The sequence below is a fragment of the Myxococcus stipitatus DSM 14675 genome, from assembly GCF_000331735.1.
In the GTDB taxonomy this organism is placed as follows: domain Bacteria; phylum Myxococcota; class Myxococcia; order Myxococcales; family Myxococcaceae; genus Myxococcus; species Myxococcus stipitatus.
The window spans coordinates 4,436,512-4,455,897 of record NC_020126.1 but is presented as its reverse complement, the minus strand read 5'-3'; the positions used below and the strand labels follow the sequence as shown (position 1 = coordinate 4,455,897).

The 19,386-nt window shown below is 65.4% G+C and carries 18 protein-coding genes and 1 tRNA gene; all 19 read right to left on the bottom strand.

All coding sequences use genetic code 11. The features are described from left to right. Positions 1-2: 2 nt before the first annotated feature. A complete protein-coding gene (recO, locus tag MYSTI_RS17555) occupies positions 3-737 on the bottom strand; it encodes a DNA repair protein RecO (protein ID WP_015349114.1) in 735 nt (244 codons plus the stop codon). 8 nt (positions 738-745) lie between these two features. Continuing rightward, entirely contained in the window at positions 746-1,132 is a 387-nt protein-coding gene (locus MYSTI_RS17550; RefSeq protein ID WP_015349113.1) for a helix-turn-helix domain-containing protein, read from the bottom strand. A 19-nt stretch (positions 1,133-1,151) separates the two neighbouring features. Further along, a complete protein-coding gene (gene tgl, locus MYSTI_RS17545; RefSeq protein WP_015349112.1) occupies positions 1,152-1,913 on the bottom strand; it encodes a social motility TPR repeat lipoprotein Tgl in 762 nt (253 codons plus the stop codon). A gap of 41 nt (positions 1,914-1,954) precedes the next feature. Then, the gene (locus MYSTI_RS17540) at positions 1,955-2,419 is read right to left on the bottom strand and encodes a hypothetical protein (protein WP_015349111.1); all 465 of its coding nucleotides are present in this window, start codon (positions 2,417-2,419) and stop codon (positions 1,955-1,957) included. 30 nt (positions 2,420-2,449) lie between these two features. Further along, complete coding sequence (locus tag MYSTI_RS17535; RefSeq protein WP_015349110.1) at positions 2,450-3,181, bottom strand: hypothetical protein; 732 nt, start codon at positions 3,179-3,181, stop codon at positions 2,450-2,452. Between the two features lie 126 nt (positions 3,182-3,307). Then, the gene (locus MYSTI_RS17530; RefSeq protein ID WP_015349109.1) at positions 3,308-4,057 is read right to left on the bottom strand and encodes a lytic transglycosylase domain-containing protein; all 750 of its coding nucleotides are present in this window, start codon (positions 4,055-4,057) and stop codon (positions 3,308-3,310) included. Further along, entirely contained in the window at positions 4,054-4,404 is a 351-nt protein-coding gene (locus tag MYSTI_RS17525) for a phasin family protein (RefSeq protein ID WP_015349108.1), read from the bottom strand. Before MYSTI_RS17525 ends, MYSTI_RS17530 begins: the two co-directional genes overlap by 4 nt. A 170-nt stretch (positions 4,405-4,574) precedes the next feature. Then, positions 4,575-5,051: a hypothetical protein gene (locus MYSTI_RS17520; protein WP_015349107.1), complete on the bottom strand. Its 477-nt coding sequence runs from the start codon at positions 5,049-5,051 to the stop codon at positions 4,575-4,577. A 211-nt stretch (positions 5,052-5,262) separates the two neighbouring features. Then, positions 5,263-9,474: a DNA-directed RNA polymerase subunit beta' gene (gene rpoC / locus MYSTI_RS17515; protein ID WP_015349106.1), complete on the bottom strand. Its 4,212-nt coding sequence runs from the start codon at positions 9,472-9,474 to the stop codon at positions 5,263-5,265. 131 nt (positions 9,475-9,605) lie between these two features. Next, positions 9,606-13,835, bottom strand: a complete 4,230-nt coding sequence (gene rpoB, locus MYSTI_RS17510) for a DNA-directed RNA polymerase subunit beta (RefSeq protein ID WP_015349105.1) — start codon at positions 13,833-13,835, stop codon at positions 9,606-9,608. Between the two features lie 178 nt (positions 13,836-14,013). Then, positions 14,014-14,388 carry a 50S ribosomal protein L7/L12 gene (gene rplL / locus MYSTI_RS17505; protein WP_015349104.1) on the bottom strand — a complete coding sequence of 125 codons (375 nt, stop codon included), beginning with the start codon at positions 14,386-14,388 and terminating at the stop codon, positions 14,014-14,016. Positions 14,389-14,489: 101 nt separating this feature from the next. Further along, positions 14,490-15,011 carry a 50S ribosomal protein L10 gene (gene rplJ, locus MYSTI_RS17500; protein ID WP_015349103.1) on the bottom strand — a complete coding sequence of 174 codons (522 nt, stop codon included), beginning with the start codon at positions 15,009-15,011 and terminating at the stop codon, positions 14,490-14,492. Positions 15,012-15,400: 389 nt separating this feature from the next. After that, positions 15,401-16,114: a 50S ribosomal protein L1 gene (gene rplA, locus MYSTI_RS17495; protein ID WP_015349102.1), complete on the bottom strand. Its 714-nt coding sequence runs from the start codon at positions 16,112-16,114 to the stop codon at positions 15,401-15,403. A gap of 33 nt (positions 16,115-16,147) precedes the next feature. Beyond that, positions 16,148-16,594: a 50S ribosomal protein L11 gene (gene rplK / locus MYSTI_RS17490; protein WP_015349101.1), complete on the bottom strand. Its 447-nt coding sequence runs from the start codon at positions 16,592-16,594 to the stop codon at positions 16,148-16,150. Between the two features lie 134 nt (positions 16,595-16,728). Continuing rightward, positions 16,729-17,271 carry a transcription termination/antitermination protein NusG gene (nusG, locus tag MYSTI_RS17485; protein ID WP_011553122.1) on the bottom strand — a complete coding sequence of 181 codons (543 nt, stop codon included), beginning with the start codon at positions 17,269-17,271 and terminating at the stop codon, positions 16,729-16,731. Beyond that, positions 17,271-17,714, bottom strand: a complete 444-nt coding sequence (gene secE, locus MYSTI_RS17480) for a preprotein translocase subunit SecE (RefSeq protein WP_015349100.1) — start codon at positions 17,712-17,714, stop codon at positions 17,271-17,273. Before secE ends, nusG begins: the two co-directional genes overlap by 1 nt. A gap of 101 nt (positions 17,715-17,815) precedes the next feature. Continuing rightward, positions 17,816-17,891: transfer RNA gene (locus MYSTI_RS17475), tRNA-Trp, on the bottom strand. 23 nt (positions 17,892-17,914) lie between these two features. Then, positions 17,915-18,079, bottom strand: a complete 165-nt coding sequence (rpmG, locus tag MYSTI_RS17470; RefSeq protein WP_015349099.1) for a 50S ribosomal protein L33 — start codon at positions 18,077-18,079, stop codon at positions 17,915-17,917. A 101-nt stretch (positions 18,080-18,180) separates the two neighbouring features. After that, on the bottom strand, positions 18,181-19,371 hold the full coding sequence (gene tuf / locus MYSTI_RS17465; RefSeq protein WP_015349098.1) for an elongation factor Tu: 1,191 nt from the start codon (positions 19,369-19,371) through the stop codon (positions 18,181-18,183). Between the last annotated feature and the right edge of the window lie 15 nt (positions 19,372-19,386).

Genomic DNA, 19,386 nt, shown 5'->3' with positions numbered 1-19,386 from the left:
CGTCAGTCCAGGCCCACCTGGGCCATGAAGTCCACGCTCTTGAGGCGGCGGCCCAGGTGGTGGGCGATGAAGACGTTGAGCAGGCTCCGTGCCCGCGCGCGCAGGTCGGCGGGGAGCGGCGTACGCGCCCCTTCCTGGAGGGCGCGCAGCCCGGACAGGAGTGCCACGGGAACCGGCACCGCCTCTCGCGCACGCAGGCTGCACGGCTCACACACCGCGCCACCATGGGCCTGGTCGAACCGGGGGCGCTCTCCTGGCGGCGAACCACACAGCGCGCACGCATCGAAGCGCGGCATCAAGCCCGCGTGGGCCAGGGCCGACAGCTCGAAGGCCAGCAGCGACGTGGGCCCCGCCTCCTTCGCGTCCAGTCGGGTCAGGTAGCCCTCGAGCAGGACGAAGAGCTCCGACTGCGGCTCATGGTCTCGCGTCAGCTCGCGGCAGAGCTCCACGGCGTACAAGGCCCGGGCGATGAGCGACAGGTCCTGCCGCGCGGCGTAGTAGCCCGCGACGATGTCCGTGGAGTCCAGCCGCACGGTGGAGCCCCGCGTCTCGACGAGGTGCACGCGAAGCCGCATGAACGGCTCCAGCGCGCCCGCGAAGCGACGCTTGCTCTTGCGAGCCCCCGCGGCGAAGGCCGTCAGCTTCCCATGCTCGCGCGTCAGCAGCGTGACGAGCCGGTCCGACTCGCCGTAGTCCACGGTGGACAGCACGAGCGCATCGTCGTCGTAGCGCTCCATGGCGTCATTCAACGCGCGAGCGGAGAGGGAAGCTTCCCGCTCAGCACGAGGAACAAGTACACGCCCAACGCCAAGGCCACCAGGAGGACGGACAGCCCGACATAGGCCCGCTTGCGCCGCTCCGTCTCGAGCTGCGCGGGCGACGGGGCGGGCACCGAGCGGTCCACCTCCTCGTAGCGGAGGACGGCCTCCTCGGGGGCCAGGCCGATGACCTGGGCATAGGCCTTGATGTAGTTCACCACGAAGATGCGCGAGGGCAACCGCTCCACCTGCCCCGCCTCCAGCGCGGCGATGAGCGTCGGCGGAATCTTGGTCTCCCGAGCGACATCCTCGAGAGACAGGCCGCGCAGCTCCCGCTGCTGGCTGAGGTACTTGCCGAAGTCGACGTGGTCCACGGTGCGCCCAGATAGCAGACTAGAGCTTTTCGAGCAGCCTTCGGCAGTCGTCCTTGATTCCCTGCTCGGCGGGCTTGGCCTTCGTCTCGCACACCGCGAAGGACTGCTTGGCGGCATCCGCCTGGCCCAGCTTGGCCAGACACACGCCTTCGCGCATGTACGCCTCGGCCACCTCGGGGCACGTCTCCCGGAAGCGGGTGAGCTGCCGGCACGAGTCCTCGGTGCGGCCCGTCTCGTCGAAGATGATGCCCAGGTTGCGGTAACCCATGCAGAAGCCCGGGTTCGTCGTCACCGCCGCCTTCAGGCTGCCCACCCCGCGCTCCGTCTCCCCCTTCTTGTAGAGCGCCCAGCCCAGGTTGCCCTGCGCGATGTAGGGCGTCAGGTAGGTCATGTCGTTGAGGACCAGCTCGTAGAGCTTGATGGCCTCGTCGTAGTTCCCCTGGTCCAGGTGCACGTTGGCCAGGTTGGTGCGGGCCTCCGAGAAGTTGGGCCGGACCTTCAGCGCGCGCTGGTAGTGCTCGGCCGCCTCGTTGTGCCGCTGGAAGACCAGGTGCATCAGCACGCCCATCGCGTTGTTGGCCTCGGGGTAGTCCGGGTCGTTCTTCAGCGCGACGCCCAGCTCGCGAACCGCGTCCTGGATGTGCCCGTCCTGCTGGGCGGTGATGGCCAGGTCGTAATGAATCTCCGCGAGACGGCGCTCCTTCTCCGAAGGGACATGGGCACAGCCGGAGAGCGCCAGGAGGAGCGCGAGGGAACAGGACGCGGAGGCAAGCCGGAGCATGGGGATGATTCTCGACGAGGAAAAGGGATGGGGGGACGGACTCAGAAGGCCGCGAGGAAACGGCCCAACGTGGTGGTGACGTTCTTCTTCTCTTCCGCGCGAGCCTTCACCGCGGGCACCTGCTTCGGGTCCTTGAAGAAGACGGGCAACGTCTTGAGCAGCTCGTCCTGCTGCTCCGCGGGCTGGGCCCGCCAGTTGGCGTCGTCCATCATGAAGCCGAGCGACTCGACGAAGGCCAGCGCCTCGCTCTCGTCGTCGCGGTACTCATCCGCCGTCATGTTGCGGCGGCCGGACAGGTACACGGCGCAGTCCTCGGCCTCGGCCAGGTAGAGGTACACGAAGACGGCCGCCCCCTGCCCTCCGCGCAGCCCCACCACGAACGCCTGCGAGGGCCCCGCCTGCTTCCCAGGGATGGCCACATGCGGCGCATTGAGGGAGGTGTGCAGCGCGAGGATCTGCTCACGCGTCGCGGGAAGGCCGCGGTAGCGCTCGTCCAGGTTGAACACGACGTGTCTTCTCCGTGACCCTCTGCCCCGTCAGCGCGTGGTGAGGGTGTACTCCTGCGTGACGTCCTTCGACTCCGCCGCCGTCGTCTGGAAGCGGATGAGGGGGTTGTCGATCATCACGTTCCCACCGCCCTCGTTCCCTTCCCCGATGATGACCCGGAACACGTGCTTGGGCGAATCGCTGCGCTTCTGCCCACCGACGATTTTCCGGGCCATCAGCATCACCTGGTTGCCGCCGGGCTGCAGGTGCTTGGTGATGTCGGTGACCACCTGGTCGTCGTTGCCCCGCAGCTTCCGGAGCCACCGGGAGTTCACGTACACGTCGATGTCGTAGTCCGTCATCCCCGGCACCGTCTGCTCCGTCACCAGCCAGTAGCGCTGGGTGATGCGGTCCGGCCGAGGCTGCGCCGCGACGGGCGGCGTGGAGGCCGCGGGCGGAGTGGCGCTCGACGCCGCGCCCGGACTCGAGGGAGGCGTCGCCGGAGCCGTGGCGGGTGCGGTGGACTCGGGCGCGGCGGGCTTCGCCGGGGCGATGGGGGCCTGCGCGGGGGGCTGTGTGTTCACGGTCGAGACGCGGTAGCCCGCGGCCTCGATGTGGACATTGCCAGCCTCGTCGATGCGGACGGTGGCCTTCTCGAACCGTTGGTTCGTGACGCCGTCAATCAGCACACCGTTGAGATAGACGGAGCCAGCCAGGGCTCCCATCGGACTCATCGCGACCAGGGCGGCGACGAGCGCCGAGCTCGAAAACGGGCGAGTCATGGTGTCTCTCCTCGGAATCTCCAACAGTCCCGGGCACTTGCAACGCTTAGCGCACCCTGAAGGATGGGACAAGGCGCACATGCGTCCGCTTGGAGCGGCCGAGGCGCCTGGAGATTCACGGGCTTGTCAGGGGGTGGGTTCGACGTCGGCGCCGGGGGCCTCGCGCTGGGCCAGTGCCCAGTCCCCGCCCAGGCCATGCCCTTCCCTGAACCTGCGGAAGTCGCGCCGCACGGCCCGAGGGTACCGCCGGAACCGCTCCAGCTCCCCCTGCTTGATGGCGTTGCGAATGCGGGTGGGCCCGGCGTTGTAGGCCATCAGCGCCAGCTCCAGGTCCCCACCGAAGCGGTCCTGGAGCGAGCGCAGGTAGCGGATGCCCAGCCGGACACACAGGGCGGTGTCCGCCGTCACTTCCTCGCGGGACAGCCGCAGCCCGGCCTTCTCCGCCAGGAAGTGGAGCGTGCTGGGTTTGATCTGCATCAACCCCTTCGCGCCCTTCTCGGAGACAGCCTCCTCCGCGAAGTCAGACTCCACGTCGATGAGGGCCAGGACGAGCAGCGGATCATACCCCGCCGTCTGAGCCTCCTCCGCGATGGCCTGTCCCAACTGCCGCCGCAGCGTGAGGCCCAGGTCCGGGGCTCGCCGGGAGAGGACGGCGTCAATCAGCGACGCCTCGGGAAATGCGCTCTCCGCGACCACACGCTCGGGGACCACCGGCTGGACGGGGCGCTCCTCCAGCAGCGGAACGAGCCGCGCGGAGACGACGAGCGCCATTCCCGCCAGCAGGGGGAGTCGGGAGCAGCCAGAGCTGAGGGCGTGGAGAGAATCGAAGAACCGCGTGCCGAAAGACCTCCCGCCCGAGGGGGCGGGGTTCGTCACTTGCGGTGCTCCAGGTCCTGGATGCGTTCGGCCAGGCGGTCCAACCGGCTCCCAAAGGCTTGGAGTTCCTCACGTCGGGGCAGCTTCATCAGCAACAGGGCGGCCCGGACACGGTCCTCCACGTTGTGCTCCAGGTCCTTGCGGTGCCCGGCCAGCCGGTCCGAGAACGCTTGCGCCTGGCGCTTCACCTCGTCCTGGCTCCAGCCCGCGACCGCCGCCACCTTCTGCACCGCGCGGGAGGCTTCTTCTTCCGCCGTGTTCACAGCCAGGAGCGCCTGACTCCAGATGCGCTCGAAAGTTTCTGTGACAGGGTTCTTCTCTCGGGGGGCCTCAGGCTTGTTGTCCAATGGGTCTCTCCGGGAGAGGGTGTAACCAGGCAGGCAGGCGTTCAACGGACGACGGACCTGCCACGTAATCACACCCCCGGGGTGAAGGAAACGAGAACGAGCCCCCTCGCCTGCTCCATGTCCACTGCTGGAGTGGTGAGGGGACACCATCCGTCAACAACGCGGCGTTCTCAGGCGCGCGGCGACGTCTCGGAGTCCTTCGAGGAGCCCTGGCGGCGGATGGGCTTGAGCAGCGAGTCCACCTTCGCGGAGAGCTTGGCCAGCTCCTTGTTGATCTCCTGGAGCTGCGACTGGCTGGCGACGCCCACCGTCTCCACGACCTTCGTCTGCAGCCCGTCGAAGCGCTTGCGCAGCTCCGCACCGGCCGCATCCACCTTCTTGCCCAGCTCCTTCACGCGGGGGTCCGCCAGCAGCTCCCCGGCCTGGACCTTCGTCCACAGGGCCTGAGCCTCCTTGGTGGCCTCCAGCCGGCGGGCGTCCAGCGCCTTCACGACCTTGCCAGCCTCCCCTTCCAGCTCCTCGATTCGCTTCTGCGCCTGGGCGAGCTGGGCCTTCAGGAATCCTTCGACGTTCGACAGACCGCTCTTCGCCGCCTCGGCGGTGGTGGCCTGCTCCGGGTTCGTCTCCGCCTGGTTCGTCGTGGTCATGTGGTCCTCCCCTTTGCTCCCGGCATCGCCGGGAATCGACTCAGTGTGTCGAAACTCTCTGCGCAAAACTTAACGCGTCGCGCCATGAACGTCAAGGAAGACGTCCCGGAAAACATGACTACCAAGGTCGGAAAACAAAACCGCCGCCTCGGTGCGGAACCGAGACGGCGGCGGGAATCAGGGGGCCACCGGTGAGGGTGGCGGGTGGCGCTTAGGCGGCGCCGGTCGACTGGGTGCCTTCCGAGCGGGAAGCGCCGGAGAGCGGGCCCGAGTCGCCGTGGGCACCGGCCAGAGCGGCCTCCATCTCGTTGACCTCGTCGGTCGGGCTCTCCACCTCGATGTCGAGGTGCTTGTAGTTCGGCAGGCCCGTGCCGGCGGGGATGAGCCGGCCCATGATGACGTTCTCCTTGAGGCCGCGGAGGTAGTCCACCTTGCCGTTGATGGCGGCCTCGGTGAGCACCTTCGTGGTCTCCTGGAAGGAAGACGCCGAGATGAACGACTCGGTGGAGAGCGAGGCCTTGGTGATGCCGAGCAGCAGCGGCTCACCCACGGCCGGGCGCTTGCCCTCGGCCATGATCTTCTCGTTCTCCTCCTCGAACACCCACTTCTCGACCTGCTCGTCGACCAGGAAGTTGGTGTCGCCCACATCGGTGACGCGCACGCGGCGGAGCATCTGCCGCACGATGGTCTCGATGTGCTTGTCGTTAATCTTCACGCCCTGGAGCCGGTAGACTTCCTGCACTTCGTCCACCAGGTAGCGCGCGAGTTCCTTCTCGCCCAGGACCTTGAGGATGTCGTGCGGGTTGGCCGCGCCGTCCATCATCGCCTCGCCGGCCTTCACGCGGTCGCCGGAGTGGACGCTGATGTTCTTGCCCTTGGAGATCAAATACTCCTTGGCCAGGTCCGTGCGCTGCTCGCCATTCACCTCGGGGGTGATGATGAGCTTGCGCTTGCCCTTGGTGTCCTTGCCGAACGACACCACGCCGTCGATCTCCGCGATGGCCGCGGCATCCTTCGGCTTGCGCGCCTCGAACAGCTCGGCCACGCGGGGCAGACCGCCCGTGATGTCCTTCGTCTTGGTCGTCTCGCGCGGCACCTTGGCGATGACTTCGCCCGGGTGGATTTCATCGCCGTCGTTGACGGTGATGATGGAGCCCTGCGGCAGGAAGTAGCTCGCCGGGTTGCGGGACGAGGGCAGGTCCTTCGTGTTGCCCTGGGCATCGCGGATGGAGACGCGCGGACGCGCCTCCGGGTCCTTGGACTCGATGATGGTCTTTCGCGACAGACCCGTCACCTCGTCCAGCGTCTCGGACATCGTGACGCCTTCGATGATGTCCTCGTACCGGACGACGCCGCCGACTTCGGTGAGCAGCGGAATCGCGAACGGGTCCCACTCGGCCACCAGGGTGCCCGGCTCGATGCGCTGGCCTTCCTTCACCAGGATGCGGGCGCCGTAGATGACCTGGTAGCGCTCGCGCTCACGGCCGGAGTCGTCGACCACGACGAGCTCGCCGTTGCGGTTCATCGCCACCAGCGTGCCGTCCATCTTCTGCACCGTGATGAGACCCGCGAACTTCACGCGACCCGCGTAGCGGTTCTCCAGGCTGGACTGCTCCGCGCGCCGCGTCGCCGCGCCACCGATGTGGAAGGTGCGCATCGTCAGCTGCGTACCCGGCTCACCGATGGACTGCGCCGCGATGACGCCGACGGCCTCGCCCACGGACACCTTGCGGCCACGCGCCAGGTCACGGCCGTAGCACTCCACGCAGATGCCGCGCTTGGCCTGGCACGTGAGCACCGAGCGGATCTTCACCTTGTCCAGACCGCTGTTCTCGATGCGGCGGACGCGGTCCTCGTCGATCTCCTCGTTGGCGCGCACCAGCACCTCGCCCGTGACGGGGTCGAGGATGTCGTCCAGGGCCACGCGGCCCAGGATGCGCTCGCCGAGCGGCTCGATGATCTCACCACCCTCGACCAGGGCGCCGATGAACAGACCGTCCATGGTGCCGCAGTCGTACTCGTTGATGATGGCGTCCTGCGCCACGTCGACGAGACGGCGGGTGAGGTAACCGGAGTTGGCCGTCTTGAGCGCCGTGTCCGCCAGACCCTTACGAGCGCCGTGCGTGGAGATGAAGTACTGCAGCACGGAGAGGCCCTCGCGGAAGTTCGCGGTGATGGGCGTCTCGATGATTTCGCCGGACGGCTTCGCCATCAGGCCGCGCATACCGGCCAGCTGACGGATCTGCTGGGCGCTACCACGCGCTCCGGAGTCGGCCATGATGTAGATGGGGTTGAACGAGGGCTGCTTGCGCGACTCGCGCTTGCCGTCCTTGTCCCCAGAGGCCTCTTCCTGGGAGATCTGCTGCATCATCTCCTGGGCAACCTTCTCGGTGACCTCCGCCCAGATGTCGATGACCTTGTTGTAGCGCTCGCCGTCGGTGATGAGACCCTCGAGGTACTGGTTCTCGATCTCCGCCACTTCCTTGCGCGCGTAGTCCAGGAACTCCTGCTTCTTCGCAGGGATGATCATGTCCTTGAGCGCGATGGAGATACCGGCGCGGGTCGCGTTGAAGTAGCCCAGGCTGCGGATGCGGTCCGCGAGCAGCACCGTCTCCTTCTCGCCCGTGAGGCGGTAGCAGAGGTCGATGAGGCCACCGAGCGACTTCTTGTCCAGCACCTTGTTGATGGCGTCGAAGCCCACGCGGCGCGGAACCACTTCCCACAGGAGGACGCGGCCGACGGTGGTCTCCTTGCGCTTGCCGTCGATGCGGCAGACCACCTTCGCCTGCAGGTGCACCTCGCCGTGGTCGTGCGCGGCGCGCACTTCGTCGGGCGAGCTGAACACGCGACCCTCGCCGTTGGCGAACTCGCGGGCGCGCGTCATGTAGTAGATGCCGAGCACCATGTCCTGCGTCGGGACGATGATGGGCTTGCCGTTCGCGGGGCTGAGGATGTTGTTCGTCGACATCATCAGCACGCGGGCTTCCATCTGGGCTTCGATGGAGAGCGGCACATGCACGGCCATCTGGTCGCCGTCGAAGTCGGCGTTGAAGGCGGCGCACACCAGCGGGTGGAGCTGGATGGCCTTGCCTTCAATCAGCACGGGCTCGAAGGCCTGCATGCCCAGACGGTGCAGCGTGGGCGCGCGGTTGAGGAGCACCGGGTGCTCGCGGATGACGTCCTCGAGGATGTCCCAGACCTCGGGACGCTCCTTCTCCACCATCTTCTTCGCCGACTTGATGGTGGTGACGTACCCCTTCTCCTCGAGCTTGTTGTAGATGAACGGCTTGAACAGCTCGAGCGCCATGATCTTCGGCAGGCCGCACTGGTGCAGGCGCAGCTCGGGACCGACGACGATGACGGAGCGGCCCGAGTAGTCCACGCGCTTGCCGAGCAGGTTCTGGCGGAACCGGCCCTGCTTGCCCTTGAGCATGTCGGACAGCGACTTGAGCGGCCGCTTGTTCGGGCCGGTGATGGTCTTCCCGCGGCGGCCGTTGTCGAACAGCGCGTCCACGGCCTCCTGCAGCATCCGCTTCTCGTTGCGGATGATGATGTCCGGAGCGTTGAGCTCCTGCAGGCGCTTCAGACGGTTGTTGCGGTTGATGACGCGGCGGTACAGGTCGTTCAGGTCGGACGTCGCGAAGCGGCCGCCGTCGAGCGGAACCAGCGGGCGCAGGTCCGGCGGAATCACCGGAATCACGTCCAGCATCATCCACTCGGGCTTGTTGCCAGAGACGCGGAACGCCTCCGCCACCTTCAGGCGCTTGGCGTACTTCTTCCGCTTCGCCTCGCTGGTGGTCTCGCGCATGTCCTTGCGCAGGTCCTCGGACAGACGCTCCACGTCCAGCGCCTTGAGCATCTCACGGACGGCCTCGCCGCCCATGCCCGTGGTGAAGGAGTCCTCACCGTGCTCCTGGTAGAGCCGGTGCATCTTCTCCTCGCTGATGAGCTCGCCCTTCTGCAGCGGCGTCGACTTGGGGTCGAGGACGATGTAGCTCTCGCAGTAGAGGACCTTCTCCAGCTCCTTGAGCGTGATGTCGAGCAGGTTGCCGATACGGCTCGGCAGCGACTTCAGGAACCAGATGTGGGCCACCGGCGTCGCCAGGGTGATGTGACCCAGGCGCTCACGGCGGACCTTCGACTGGATGACCTCCACGCCGCACTTCTCACACACCACGCCACGGTGCTTCATGCGCTTGTACTTGCCGCAGTTGCACTCGTAGTCCTTCACAGGCCCGAAAATGCGGGCGCAGAACAGGCCGTCACGCTCGGGCTTGAACGTGCGGTAGTTGATGGTCTCCGGCTTCTTCACCTCGCCGTGCGACCACTGCCGAATCTTGTCGGGCGACGCCAGCGCGATGCGGATGGCGTTGAACGACAACGGGTCCTTCGGCTTCTCGAAGAAGTTGAAAATGTCCTTCACGTTGCCTCCGAAATCTCGTGAGGCGTCCCCCTTGGGGAACGCCAGTGATTCGGGCCCCCGCCCCAGACCCGGCCGCGCCCACCCTCGTTGGAGGGTGGCGGGCGGCCGGTCAGGCGGGCGCTCCGGCTACCTCAGGCCTCGGTCCCGGTCTTCCGGTCCTCGCCGTCGCCGCCACCCAGGAAGTCGCCCCCGAAGCTGCGCTGCCGCTCAGGCGGAGCGCTCTCCAGCAGCTCGACATCGAGCGCGAGCGACTGGAGTTCCTTGAGGAGCACGTTGAACGACTCGGGCAAGCCGCTCTCCAGGACGTTGTCGCCCTTGACGATGGCCTCGTACATGCGCGTGCGGCCCACCACGTCGTCCGACTTGACGGTGAGGAACTCCTGCAGCGTGTACGCCGCGCCGTAGGCCTCCATCGCCCAGACTTCCATCTCGCCCAGACGCTGACCGCCGAACTGCGCCTTGCCGCCCAGCGGCTGCTGGGTGACCAGGGAGTAGGGACCAATGGACCGGGCGTGGATCTTCTCGTCCACCAGGTGGTGCAGCTTGAGCATGTACATCACGCCCACGGTGACGTTCTGGTCGAACGGCTCACCCGTGCGGCCGTCGAAGAGCACCATCTGACCCGTGCGAGGCAGCTTGCCCTCGTCGAGCAGCGAGTGGATCTCCGTCTCGTGGGCGCCGTCGAACACCGGCGTCGCCACGTGGATGCCCTTCTTGGAGCGGCGGCAGAGCTGCTTGATCTCCTCCGCGTCCAGCTTGTCCAGGAACGCGCTGAACGCCGGGTCCTCGCCGTAGATGACCTTGAGGCGCTCCTTGATGGCGTCCGCGCTCCAGTTGTCCTCCACGTAGCGCTGCAGCGCCTCGCCGGTGCCCTTGGCGGCCCAGCCCAGGTGCGTCTCGAGGATCTGCCCGATGTTCATGCGGCTGGGAACGCCGAGCGGGTTGAGGACGATGTCCACCGGACGGCCATCCTCCAGGTACGGCATGTCCTCCTCTGGGAGGATGCGGGACACGACGCCCTTGTTTCCGTGGCGGCCGGCCATCTTGTCGCCCACGGCCAGCTTGCGCTTGATGGCGACATACACCTTCACCATCTTGATGACGCCGGGAGGGAGCTCGTCGCCCTTCTTGATGCGGGCGATCTTCTCGCCGAAGGCCAGCTTCACGGCCTCCTTCGTCTCCTCCAGGTTGCGGAGGATGTCGCGCACGCGGGAATCCAGCGGGTCGCCGACGGAGATCTCACCCCAGTACTTGTAGGGCACCGTGGCCAGCAACGCGTCGTCGAGGATGTCCCCCTTCTTCAGGAGGATCTTCCCCTTGTCGTCCACGAGCTTGCCCTGGACCTCCTTGCCGCGGACCAGCGCGCGGATGCGGCCGATGGCACTGTCCTGGAGGACCTTGATCTCGTCGTTCTGGTCCTTGAGGAGCTTCGCCTCCTCCATCGACTCGATCTGCTTGGCGCGCTCGTCCTTCTCCACGCCCTTGCGGCTGAACACCTTGGCGTTGATGACGGTGCCCACCACGCCCGGAGGCACGCGCAGGGAGCTGTCGCGCACGTCGCCGGCCTTCTCGCCGAAGATGGCTCGCAGGAGCTTCTCTTCGGGAGACAGCTGGGTCTCGCCCTTCGGGGTGATCTTGCCCACCAGCACGTCGCCGGGCTTCACCTCGGCGCCGATGCGGATGATGCCGCTCTCGTCCAGGTCCTTGAGGGCCTCTTCACCCACGTTCGGGATGTCGCGGGTGATCTCCTCCTTGCCCAGCTTGGTGTCGCGCGCGATGCACTCGAACTCCTCGATGTGGATCGACGTGAAGACGTCGTCCTTGAGGATGCGCTCGCTGATGAGGATGGAGTCTTCGAAGTTGTAGCCCTGCCACGGCATGAACGCGACGACCACGTTCTGCCCCAGCGCCAGCTCGCCCGTCTCCGTCGCGGGACCGTCCGCGATGACGTCACCCTTCCGCACCTTGTCGCCCTTGCTGATGATGGGCTTCTGGTTGAGACAGGTGTTCTGGTTGGAGCGCTGGTACTTGAGCAGGTTGTAGATGTCGACCTCGCTCGACACGTCGCTCAGCGAGGCCGGCACGTCCGCCTTCACCACGATGCGGCCGGCGTCCACGCTCTCCACGGTGCCGTCACGGCGAGCGACACACGTCACGCCGGAGTCGCGCGCGACGATGGCCTCGATGCCCGTGCCGACCAGCGGCGAAGCAGTGCGCAGGAGCGGCACGGCCTGACGCTGCATGTTGGAGCCCATGAGGGCGCGGTTCGCGTCGTCGTTCTCGAGGAACGGGATGAGCGACGCGGCCACCGACACCAGCTGGTTCGGCGACACGTCCATCAGGTCCACGTCCTCGGCGCGAGCCTGGACGAACTCACCGCCGCGGCGGCTGGACACGAGGGCGTTGACGAACTTGCCCTTCTTGTCCGTCTCCGCGTTCGCCTGGGCGATGGTGTGCTTCTCTTCCTCGAGCGCCGAGTAGAAGGCCACGTCCGTCGTCACGATGCCCGCGTCCACCTTGCGGTACGGCGTCTCGACGAAGCCGAACTCGTTGACGCGCGCGTAGGTCGACAGCGACGCGATGAGGCCGATGTTCGGACCTTCCGGCGTCTCGATGGGGCAGATGCGGCCGTAGTGCGTCGGGTGAACGTCGCGGACCTCGAAGCCCGCGCGCTCACGCGTCAGACCGCCAGGCCCGAGCGCGGACAGACGACGCTTGTGGGTGACTTCGGAGAGCGGGTTCGTCTGGTCCATGAACTGCGACAGCTGGCTGGACCCGAAGAACTCCTTGATGACCGCCGTGACGGGCTTGGCGTTGATGAGATCGTGAGGCATGAGCGTCTCGATCTCCTGGAGGCTCATGCGCTCCTTGATCGCCCGCTCCATGCGCACCAGACCGATGCGGTACTGGTTCTCGAGCAGCTCGCCCACCGCGCGGACGCGCCGGTTGCCGAGGTGGTCGATGTCGTCGATGGTGCCCTTGCCGTTCTTCAGATCGATCAGGTAGCGGATCACCTCGAGGATGTCCCGCTTGGTGAGGATCTGCCCGTCGAGCGGCTCCTCGAGACCGAACTTGAAGTTCAACTTGAGGCGGCCGACCTTGGAGAGGTCGTAGCGCTCCGGGTTGAAGAACAGGTTCGTGAACAGGTTGATGGCCGTCTCCGGCGTCGGCGGATCGCCAGGACGCAGGCGGCGGTAGATCTCCATGATGGACTGCTCGGGGGTCTCGAGCTTGTCCAGCATCAACGTCTCACGCAGGTACGGACCCACGTTGAGGTTGTCGATGAAGAGGACCTTGAACTCCTTGATGTTGCGCTTGAGGAGCTCGTCGACCTTGTCCTGGGAGACCTCCTCGTTGCACTCGAGGATGACCTCACCCGTGTTCTCGTCCACCACGTCGTAGGCGGACACCTTCGTGAAGAGCTCGTCCGCGTCGATGGGGAGCGTCTTCATCTTCGCCGCTTCAAGCTTCTTGATGGCGGCGCGGGTGAACTTGCGGTTCTTCTTGACGATGAGCTCGCCTGTCTTCGTCTTGATGTCGCGGGTGGCACGCTGGCCCGGGAGCAGCTCCAGCTCGACGCTCTTCTCGAAGTCCGCCGCGCTCTGGAGATAGATGGTCTCCGTGGCGTAGTAGTAGTTGAGGATCTCCTCGGTGGAGCCCTTGAACTCCAGCGGGTTCTTCTTCGCGGTGTCGCTGACGGCGCCCAGGGCGCGGATGAGCACCGTGGCGGGCAGCTTGCGCCGCCGGTCGATGCGCACGTACAGCAGGTCCTTGTGGTCGAACTCGAAGTCGATCCACGAACCGCGGTAGGGAATGATTCGGGCGTTGTAGAGCAGCTTGCCAGACGAGTGGCTCTTGCCCTTGTCGTGGTCGAAGAAGGCACCCGGGCTGCGGTGCAGCTGGCTGACGACCACGCGCTCCGTTCCGTTGATGATGAAGGTGCCGTTCTGGGTCATCAACGGGATTTCCCCGAAGTAGACCTCCTGCTCCTTCACGTCGCGGATGGACTGGGCGCCGGTCTCCTCGTCCTTGTCCCACACCACCAGGCGCACCACCACCTTGATGGGGGCGCTGTAGGTCATGCCACGCTGGTGGCACTCATCGACGTCGTACTTGGGCTTCTCCAGATGGTAGCTGACGAACTCCAGGGACGAGGTCTCGTTGAAATCCCGAATCGGGAACACCGAGTTGAAGACACCCTGAAGGCCGATGTCCTCACGCTTCTCCGGGGCGATATCGGCCTGGAGGAACTTCTCGTAGGACTGCTTCTGGATGTTGATAAGATTAGGAATGTCGATGATCTTCGCGATCTTCGCGAAGGTCTTCCGCACGCGGAAATTGTTCTGGATCTGCGTCGGCATTCTGGCTCCGGGGACGGCTGCTCGGGCGGGGCAAACTTCAGTAACGCGCGGCGGCGCCGGGAAATTTGCAAAGGTCAAACGGGCAAAGCCGGCACCCCCCGCACTGGGAGCGCCGGCCTGCACGTTCGGTCAGGAAGCTGCTTGGAAAATCCCGGAAAACAAGCAGCCCCTGTACGACTTACTTGATGTCGACGGTGGCGCCAGCGGCAACGAGCTGGTCCTTGATCTTCTTGGCGTCGTCCTTGTTGACGCCCTCCTTGACCGTCTTGGGCGCGCCCTCGACCAGGTCCTTGGCCTCCTTCAGGCCCAGGCCGGTGATGGCGCGGATCTCCTTGATGACGTTGATCTTGTTGGCGCCGGCGTTCGACAGCACCACCGTGAACTCCGTCTTCTCCTCAACGGCCGCAGCAGGCGCAGCGCCACCCGCAGGAGCGGCGACGGCGACGGCGGCGGCGGAGACGCCCCACTTCTCCTCGAGGGCCTTCACCAGGTTGGCGGCCTCGATGATGGTCAGGCCGGAGAGCTGCTCAACGATTGCATTCAGGTCAGCCATGGAACTTTGTCCTTCTGGGTTTGACTAACGACCTACTTCCCGAGTGGGAACTACGGTCGTCAAGGTTGGTGTAGAGAAACTTCTCGGATGAATCAGGGAAACTAACCCTGCGACTTGTCCGCGTGGGCCTGGATGACCCGCGCGAGCTGGGAACCCGGAGCTGCAATCGTCCGAACCAGCTTGCCAGCAGGCTGGTTGAGCATCCCGAGCAGCTGCGCCCGGAGCTCGTTGAGACCCGGCAGCTTCGCCAGCTGCTTGACACCGTTGACGTCGACCTTGCGGCCGTCGACCACGGCGCTGCGGATCTTGATCTTGTCCTCGAGGTCCTTCGTGAACTCGGTCAGGATCTTCGCCGGGGCCACCACGTCGCCGTAGCTCAGGCACAGAGCCACCGGACCCGTGAAGTCATCAGCGATGACAGCCACGTCCGTGCCCTGCGCGGCACGGCGCGCCAGCGTGTTCTTGATGACCTTGTACTCGACGCCGCCCTCACGGAACTTCTTGCGGAGCTTCGTCACCGTCTCCACATCCACCTTGGAGAACTCAGCGACAACAGCCGACTTGGTCCGCGAGAACTTCTCGTGGAGTTCCTTGATCATCTCCTCCTTCTCGCTCTTCAGCACTTTGACTCACCTCCTTACTGGCCCACCTTCCGATGGGCGTGATGCCTGGGCCAAAGTGGCAGAGCGAGAGGAGTCTCCGAGAGACACCACACCGCACCTCCAGTCTCGGCAGGGCTGGCCTTTCGGCCGTTTGAACCCGACAGAGGAAGCCATGACCCGACCGGATTCACCCGGTTCCCAACGGGGCACTTCTCCTCTGACCGGGTCCCTGCTGTCATGAACCAGGTCGGAAACGCCCGTCTCATGACGTGGCGCTCCAATTGCAAAAGCCGGGGGCCTATACCCCCGGCTTCAGCAAAGATCCAGAACTTTCGAACCTGAGGCGTCAGGCAGGCAGCCGTTCCGCCACCCCGGTGCGGGGTAGGAACGGCCGCCAGACCCCTGTCCGCCTACCGGTGACGGGCCAGAATCTCCTGGGTATCGATCTTGATACCCGGGCCCATCGTCGTCGAGATGGCAATCCCCTTCAGATACACGCCCTTGGCGGTGGCCGGCTTGAGCTTCATCACCAGGTCCACCAGCGCGTTGAAGTTGCCCTCGAGCTTGTCCGCCGCGAACGACGCCTTGCCCATCTTCGCGTGAACGATGCCGGCCTTCTCCACGCGGAAGTCGACCTTACCGCCCTTCGCGTCGCGGATGGCCTTGGCCACGTCCATGGTCACCGTGCCGACCTTCGGGTTCGGCATGAGGCCGCGGGGACCGAGCACCTTACCGAGGCGACCCACGACACCCATCATGTCCGGGGTGGCGATGACGGTGTCGAAGTCGAGGAAGCCCTCCTCGATGCGCTTCTGGAGGTCCTCGGCACCCACGACGTCGGCGCCGGCGTTGGTGGCCTCGGTGGCGCGCTCGCCCTTCGCGAACACGGCCACGCGCACGGTGGCGCCCGTACCGTTGGGGAGAACCACGGCGCCACGGACCATCTGGTCCGCGTGCTTGGGGTCCACACCCAGGTTGATGGCGACGTCGACCGTCTGGTCATACTTCGACGCGCGCGCATCCACCGTCTTCTTCAGAAGCTGAAAGCCCTCGGCAACCGAGTAGCGCTTCTCGCGGTCCACCATCGCGGCAGCCGCACGGAACTTCTTCCCATTCTGAGCCATGACAGAAATCCTCGTCCGTGAGTGGGCGGCGGCTTAGCCGACGACGTCGATGCCCATGGAGCGCGCGGTGCCAGCAATGGTGTTCATGCAGGCTTCAAGCGACGCGGCGGTGGTGTCCTGAATCTTCTTCTTGGCGATCTCCTCGAGCTGCGCCCGGGTGATCTGCCCCACCTTCTCCTTGCCAGGCTTCTTCGCGCCCGAGCCCTTCTTCTTCTCGGTGTGCAGGCCCGCCGCCTTCTTGATGAGGACGGCCGCCGGAGGCGTCTTGAGGATGAACGTGAAGGAGCGGTCCTGATAGACGGTGATGATCACCGGGATGATCAGCCCCTCCTTCGCCTCCGCCTGGGTCTTCGCGTTGAACTGCTTGCAGAACTCCATGATGTTCACGCCCTGCTGACCGAGCGCGGGGCCGATCGGCGGAGCGGGGTTCGCCTTGCCGGCGGGAATCTGCAGCTTGACCTGTCCTGTGACCTTCTTCATCGGCTGACAACTGCCTTTCGAGGGGGTGGTTCCAACGGGTCTTCAGACGGGAAGACCCTCCCACCCATGGGACCGTGCCCCGGAGGGCACGGAGACTGCTCGGGGCGCGCTCTATCCGAGTCGCCCACGAAAAACTAGCCGGTGGTCTTCTCCACCTGCATGAAGTCGAGTTCCACGGGGGTCGCGCGACCGAAGATGCTCACGAGCACCTTCACGCGACCCTTCTCCGCGTTGACCTCCTCCACCGTGCCGTTGAAGTTGGCGAAGGGCCCGTCAATGACGCGCACCGTGTCGCCGTCGTCGAACTGCACCTTGGGCTTCGGCTTGAGCGTGCCCTCGGAGATCTGCGACGTGAGCCGAGCCACTTCCTGGTCGGAGATGGGCAGCGGGTTCTGGTTCTGCACCGTCCCAGGGAACCCGGTGATCTTCGGCGTGTTCTTCACCAGGTGGAGCGTCCGGTCATTCAGCTCCATCTGCACGAAGATGTAGCCCGGGAAGAACTTGCGGCGAGACGTCTTCTTCTCGCCCTTCACCATCTCCACGACCTGCTCCATGGGGATGAGGATCTCACCGAACTGGTCCTGCAGCCCCTCGAGGCGAACCTTCTCCTCCAGGCTCTTCTTCGCCTGGTTCTCGAAGTTCGAGTAGGTGTGGACCACGTACCATTTCATCGCCATTACAGCTTCCCCCACAGAGCGGGCAGCCAATCCACCATCAATTTGTACGCGGCGGAGTCAATGCAGAAGAGGAGCACCGCGGCGACGAGCGAGGCGACGACCACGGCCATGGTCGACGTCCGGGTCTCCGGCCAGGTAGGCCAGGACACCTTCATCAGCTCGGAGGCCACTTCCAGGGAGAGCGTGTGCGTCTTCGGATGGAAGTAGCCCAACAGCGCAAGCCCCACCGCGGACACGTAGCCCACCAGGGTGGAGACCTTCCAGTCCGAGCCCTCGATGAGGACGCCGTCCGGCCATCCGAAGCTGGCCCAGAGCATCCCGAAGACGCGCTCCAGGAACAGCGCCAGGACAATGGCGGCGAGGAGGTAGAAGATGACAACGAGCCGCTTCGGATCCATCGCCGAGCGGTTAGCCTGCTGGCTGGCCTCTGATGCCGTCGCCATGATGCCTCACGAGGTAAAGCGGATGCGAAATTTCACGAACTGCGGAAACACAGGAACCCCCGGTACCTCCAGGTACCGGGGGCCCCGCTCCTACTGAGACTTGGCAGGCCAGGAGGGATTCGAACCCCCAACACGCGGATTTGGAGACCGCTGCTCTACCGTTGGAGCTACTGGCCTAAGAACTCTCAGGAACTACCGACCTAGACCTTACCTTCCTTGTGGTCCGTGTGCTTGCGGCACCGCGAGCAGAACTTGCTCAACTCGAGCTTGTCCTGGCTCTTCCGCTTGTTCTTCGTGGTCGTGTAGTTCCGCTCCTTGCACACCGTGCACTCGAGCGAAATGATGGAACGATTGCCCTTCGGCATGGCCTACCTCATCAGACACGGAAGGGGAAGGTTACCAGAAGGCACCTTCCCCTCGAAATCCGGTGTTTGGGGCCAGGAGGCTTGAGTGCCTCCCAGGCGAATTACTCGACGACCTCGGCAACGACGCCGGCGCCCACGGTGCGGCCACCCTCGCGAACAGCGAAGCGCAGCTCCTTCTCCATCGCCACAGGGGTGATCAGCTCCACCTCGATGGCAATGTTGTCGCCCGGCATCACCATCTCCACGTTCTCCGGCAGCTTCACCGTTCCCGTCACGTCCGTCGTGCGGAAGTAGAACTGCGGGCGGTAACCCTTGAAGAACGGGGTGTGACGACCACCCTCTTCCTTCGAAAGCACGTAGATCTGCGCCTTGAACTTGGTGTGCGGCGTGATGGAGCCCGGCTTCGCAATCACCTGGCCACGCTCCATGTCCTCGCGCTTCAGGCCGCGGACCAGCGCGCCGATGTTGTCGCCCGCCATGCCCTCGTCCAGCAGCTTGCGGAACATCTCCACGCCCGTCACGACCGTCTTCTGCGTCGGACGCAGACCGACGACTTCAACTTCCTCGCCGACCTTCACCTTGCCACGCTCCACGCGACCCGTCGCCACCGTTCCACGGCCGGCGATGGAGAACACGTCCTCCACCGGCATCAGGAAGGGCTTGTCCGTCGCGCGTTGCGGGGTCGGGATGTAGCTGTCCACCGCCGCCATCAGCTTCAGGATGGCCGGCTCGCCGATGTCGCTCGCGTCACCCTCGAGCGCCTTCACGGCGGACCCGGGGATGATGGGGATGGTGTCGCCAGGGAACTCGTACTTCTTCAGCAGGTCCCGGACCTCCATCTCCACGAGCTCGCGCAGCTCGGGGTCGTCCAGCAGGTCCACCTTGTTCAGGAAGACCACGATGTACGGAACGCCGACCTGGCGCGCCAGCAGGATGTGCTCACGCGTCTGCGGCATCGGGCCGTCCGCCGCCGACACCACGAGAATCGCGCCGTCCATCTGCGCAGCGCCCGTGATCATGTTCTTCACGTAGTCGGCGTGGCCCGGACAGTCGACATGCGCGTAGTGACGGTTCGCCGTCTGGTACTCCACGTGCGCCGTCGAAATCGTGATGCCGCGCTCGCGCTCTTCCGGCGCCTTGTCGATCTGGTCGTACGCCAGGAACGTGGCGCCGCCCGTCTTCGCCAGCACCTTCGTGATGGCCGCCGTCAGCGACGTCTTGCCGTGGTCCACGTGTCCGATCGTGCCGATGTTCACGTGGGGCTTGTTACGCTCGAACTTCTCCTTGGCCATGACACTCCTCTAAAA

Bases quoted from the DNA above. Each gene is read 5' to 3' on its own strand.
- rpoB (WP_015349105.1), bottom strand. From the start codon at position 13,835: ATGCCGACGCAGATCCAGAACAATTTCCGCGTGCGGAAGACCTTCGCG.
- rplA (WP_015349102.1), bottom strand. From the start codon at position 16,114: ATGGCTCAGAATGGGAAGAAGTTCCGTGCGGCTGCCGCGATGGTGGAC.
- tgl (WP_015349112.1), bottom strand. From the start codon at position 1,913: ATGCTCCGGCTTGCCTCCGCGTCCTGTTCCCTCGCGCTCCTCCTGGCG.
- nusG (WP_011553122.1), bottom strand. From the start codon at position 17,271: ATGGCGATGAAATGGTACGTGGTCCACACCTACTCGAACTTCGAGAAC.
- rpmG (WP_015349099.1), bottom strand. From the start codon at position 18,079: ATGCCGAAGGGCAATCGTTCCATCATTTCGCTCGAGTGCACGGTGTGC.
- recO (WP_015349114.1), bottom strand. From the start codon at position 737: ATGGAGCGCTACGACGACGATGCGCTCGTGCTGTCCACCGTGGACTAC.
- rplK (WP_015349101.1), bottom strand. From the start codon at position 16,594: ATGAAGAAGGTCACAGGACAGGTCAAGCTGCAGATTCCCGCCGGCAAG.
- MYSTI_RS17520 (WP_015349107.1), bottom strand. From the start codon at position 5,051: ATGACCACGACGAACCAGGCGGAGACGAACCCGGAGCAGGCCACCACC.
- MYSTI_RS17535 (WP_015349110.1), bottom strand. From the start codon at position 3,181: ATGACTCGCCCGTTTTCGAGCTCGGCGCTCGTCGCCGCCCTGGTCGCG.
- secE (WP_015349100.1), bottom strand. From the start codon at position 17,714: ATGGCGACGGCATCAGAGGCCAGCCAGCAGGCTAACCGCTCGGCGATG.
- rplL (WP_015349104.1), bottom strand. From the start codon at position 14,388: ATGGCTGACCTGAATGCAATCGTTGAGCAGCTCTCCGGCCTGACCATC.
- tuf (WP_015349098.1), bottom strand. From the start codon at position 19,371: ATGGCCAAGGAGAAGTTCGAGCGTAACAAGCCCCACGTGAACATCGGC.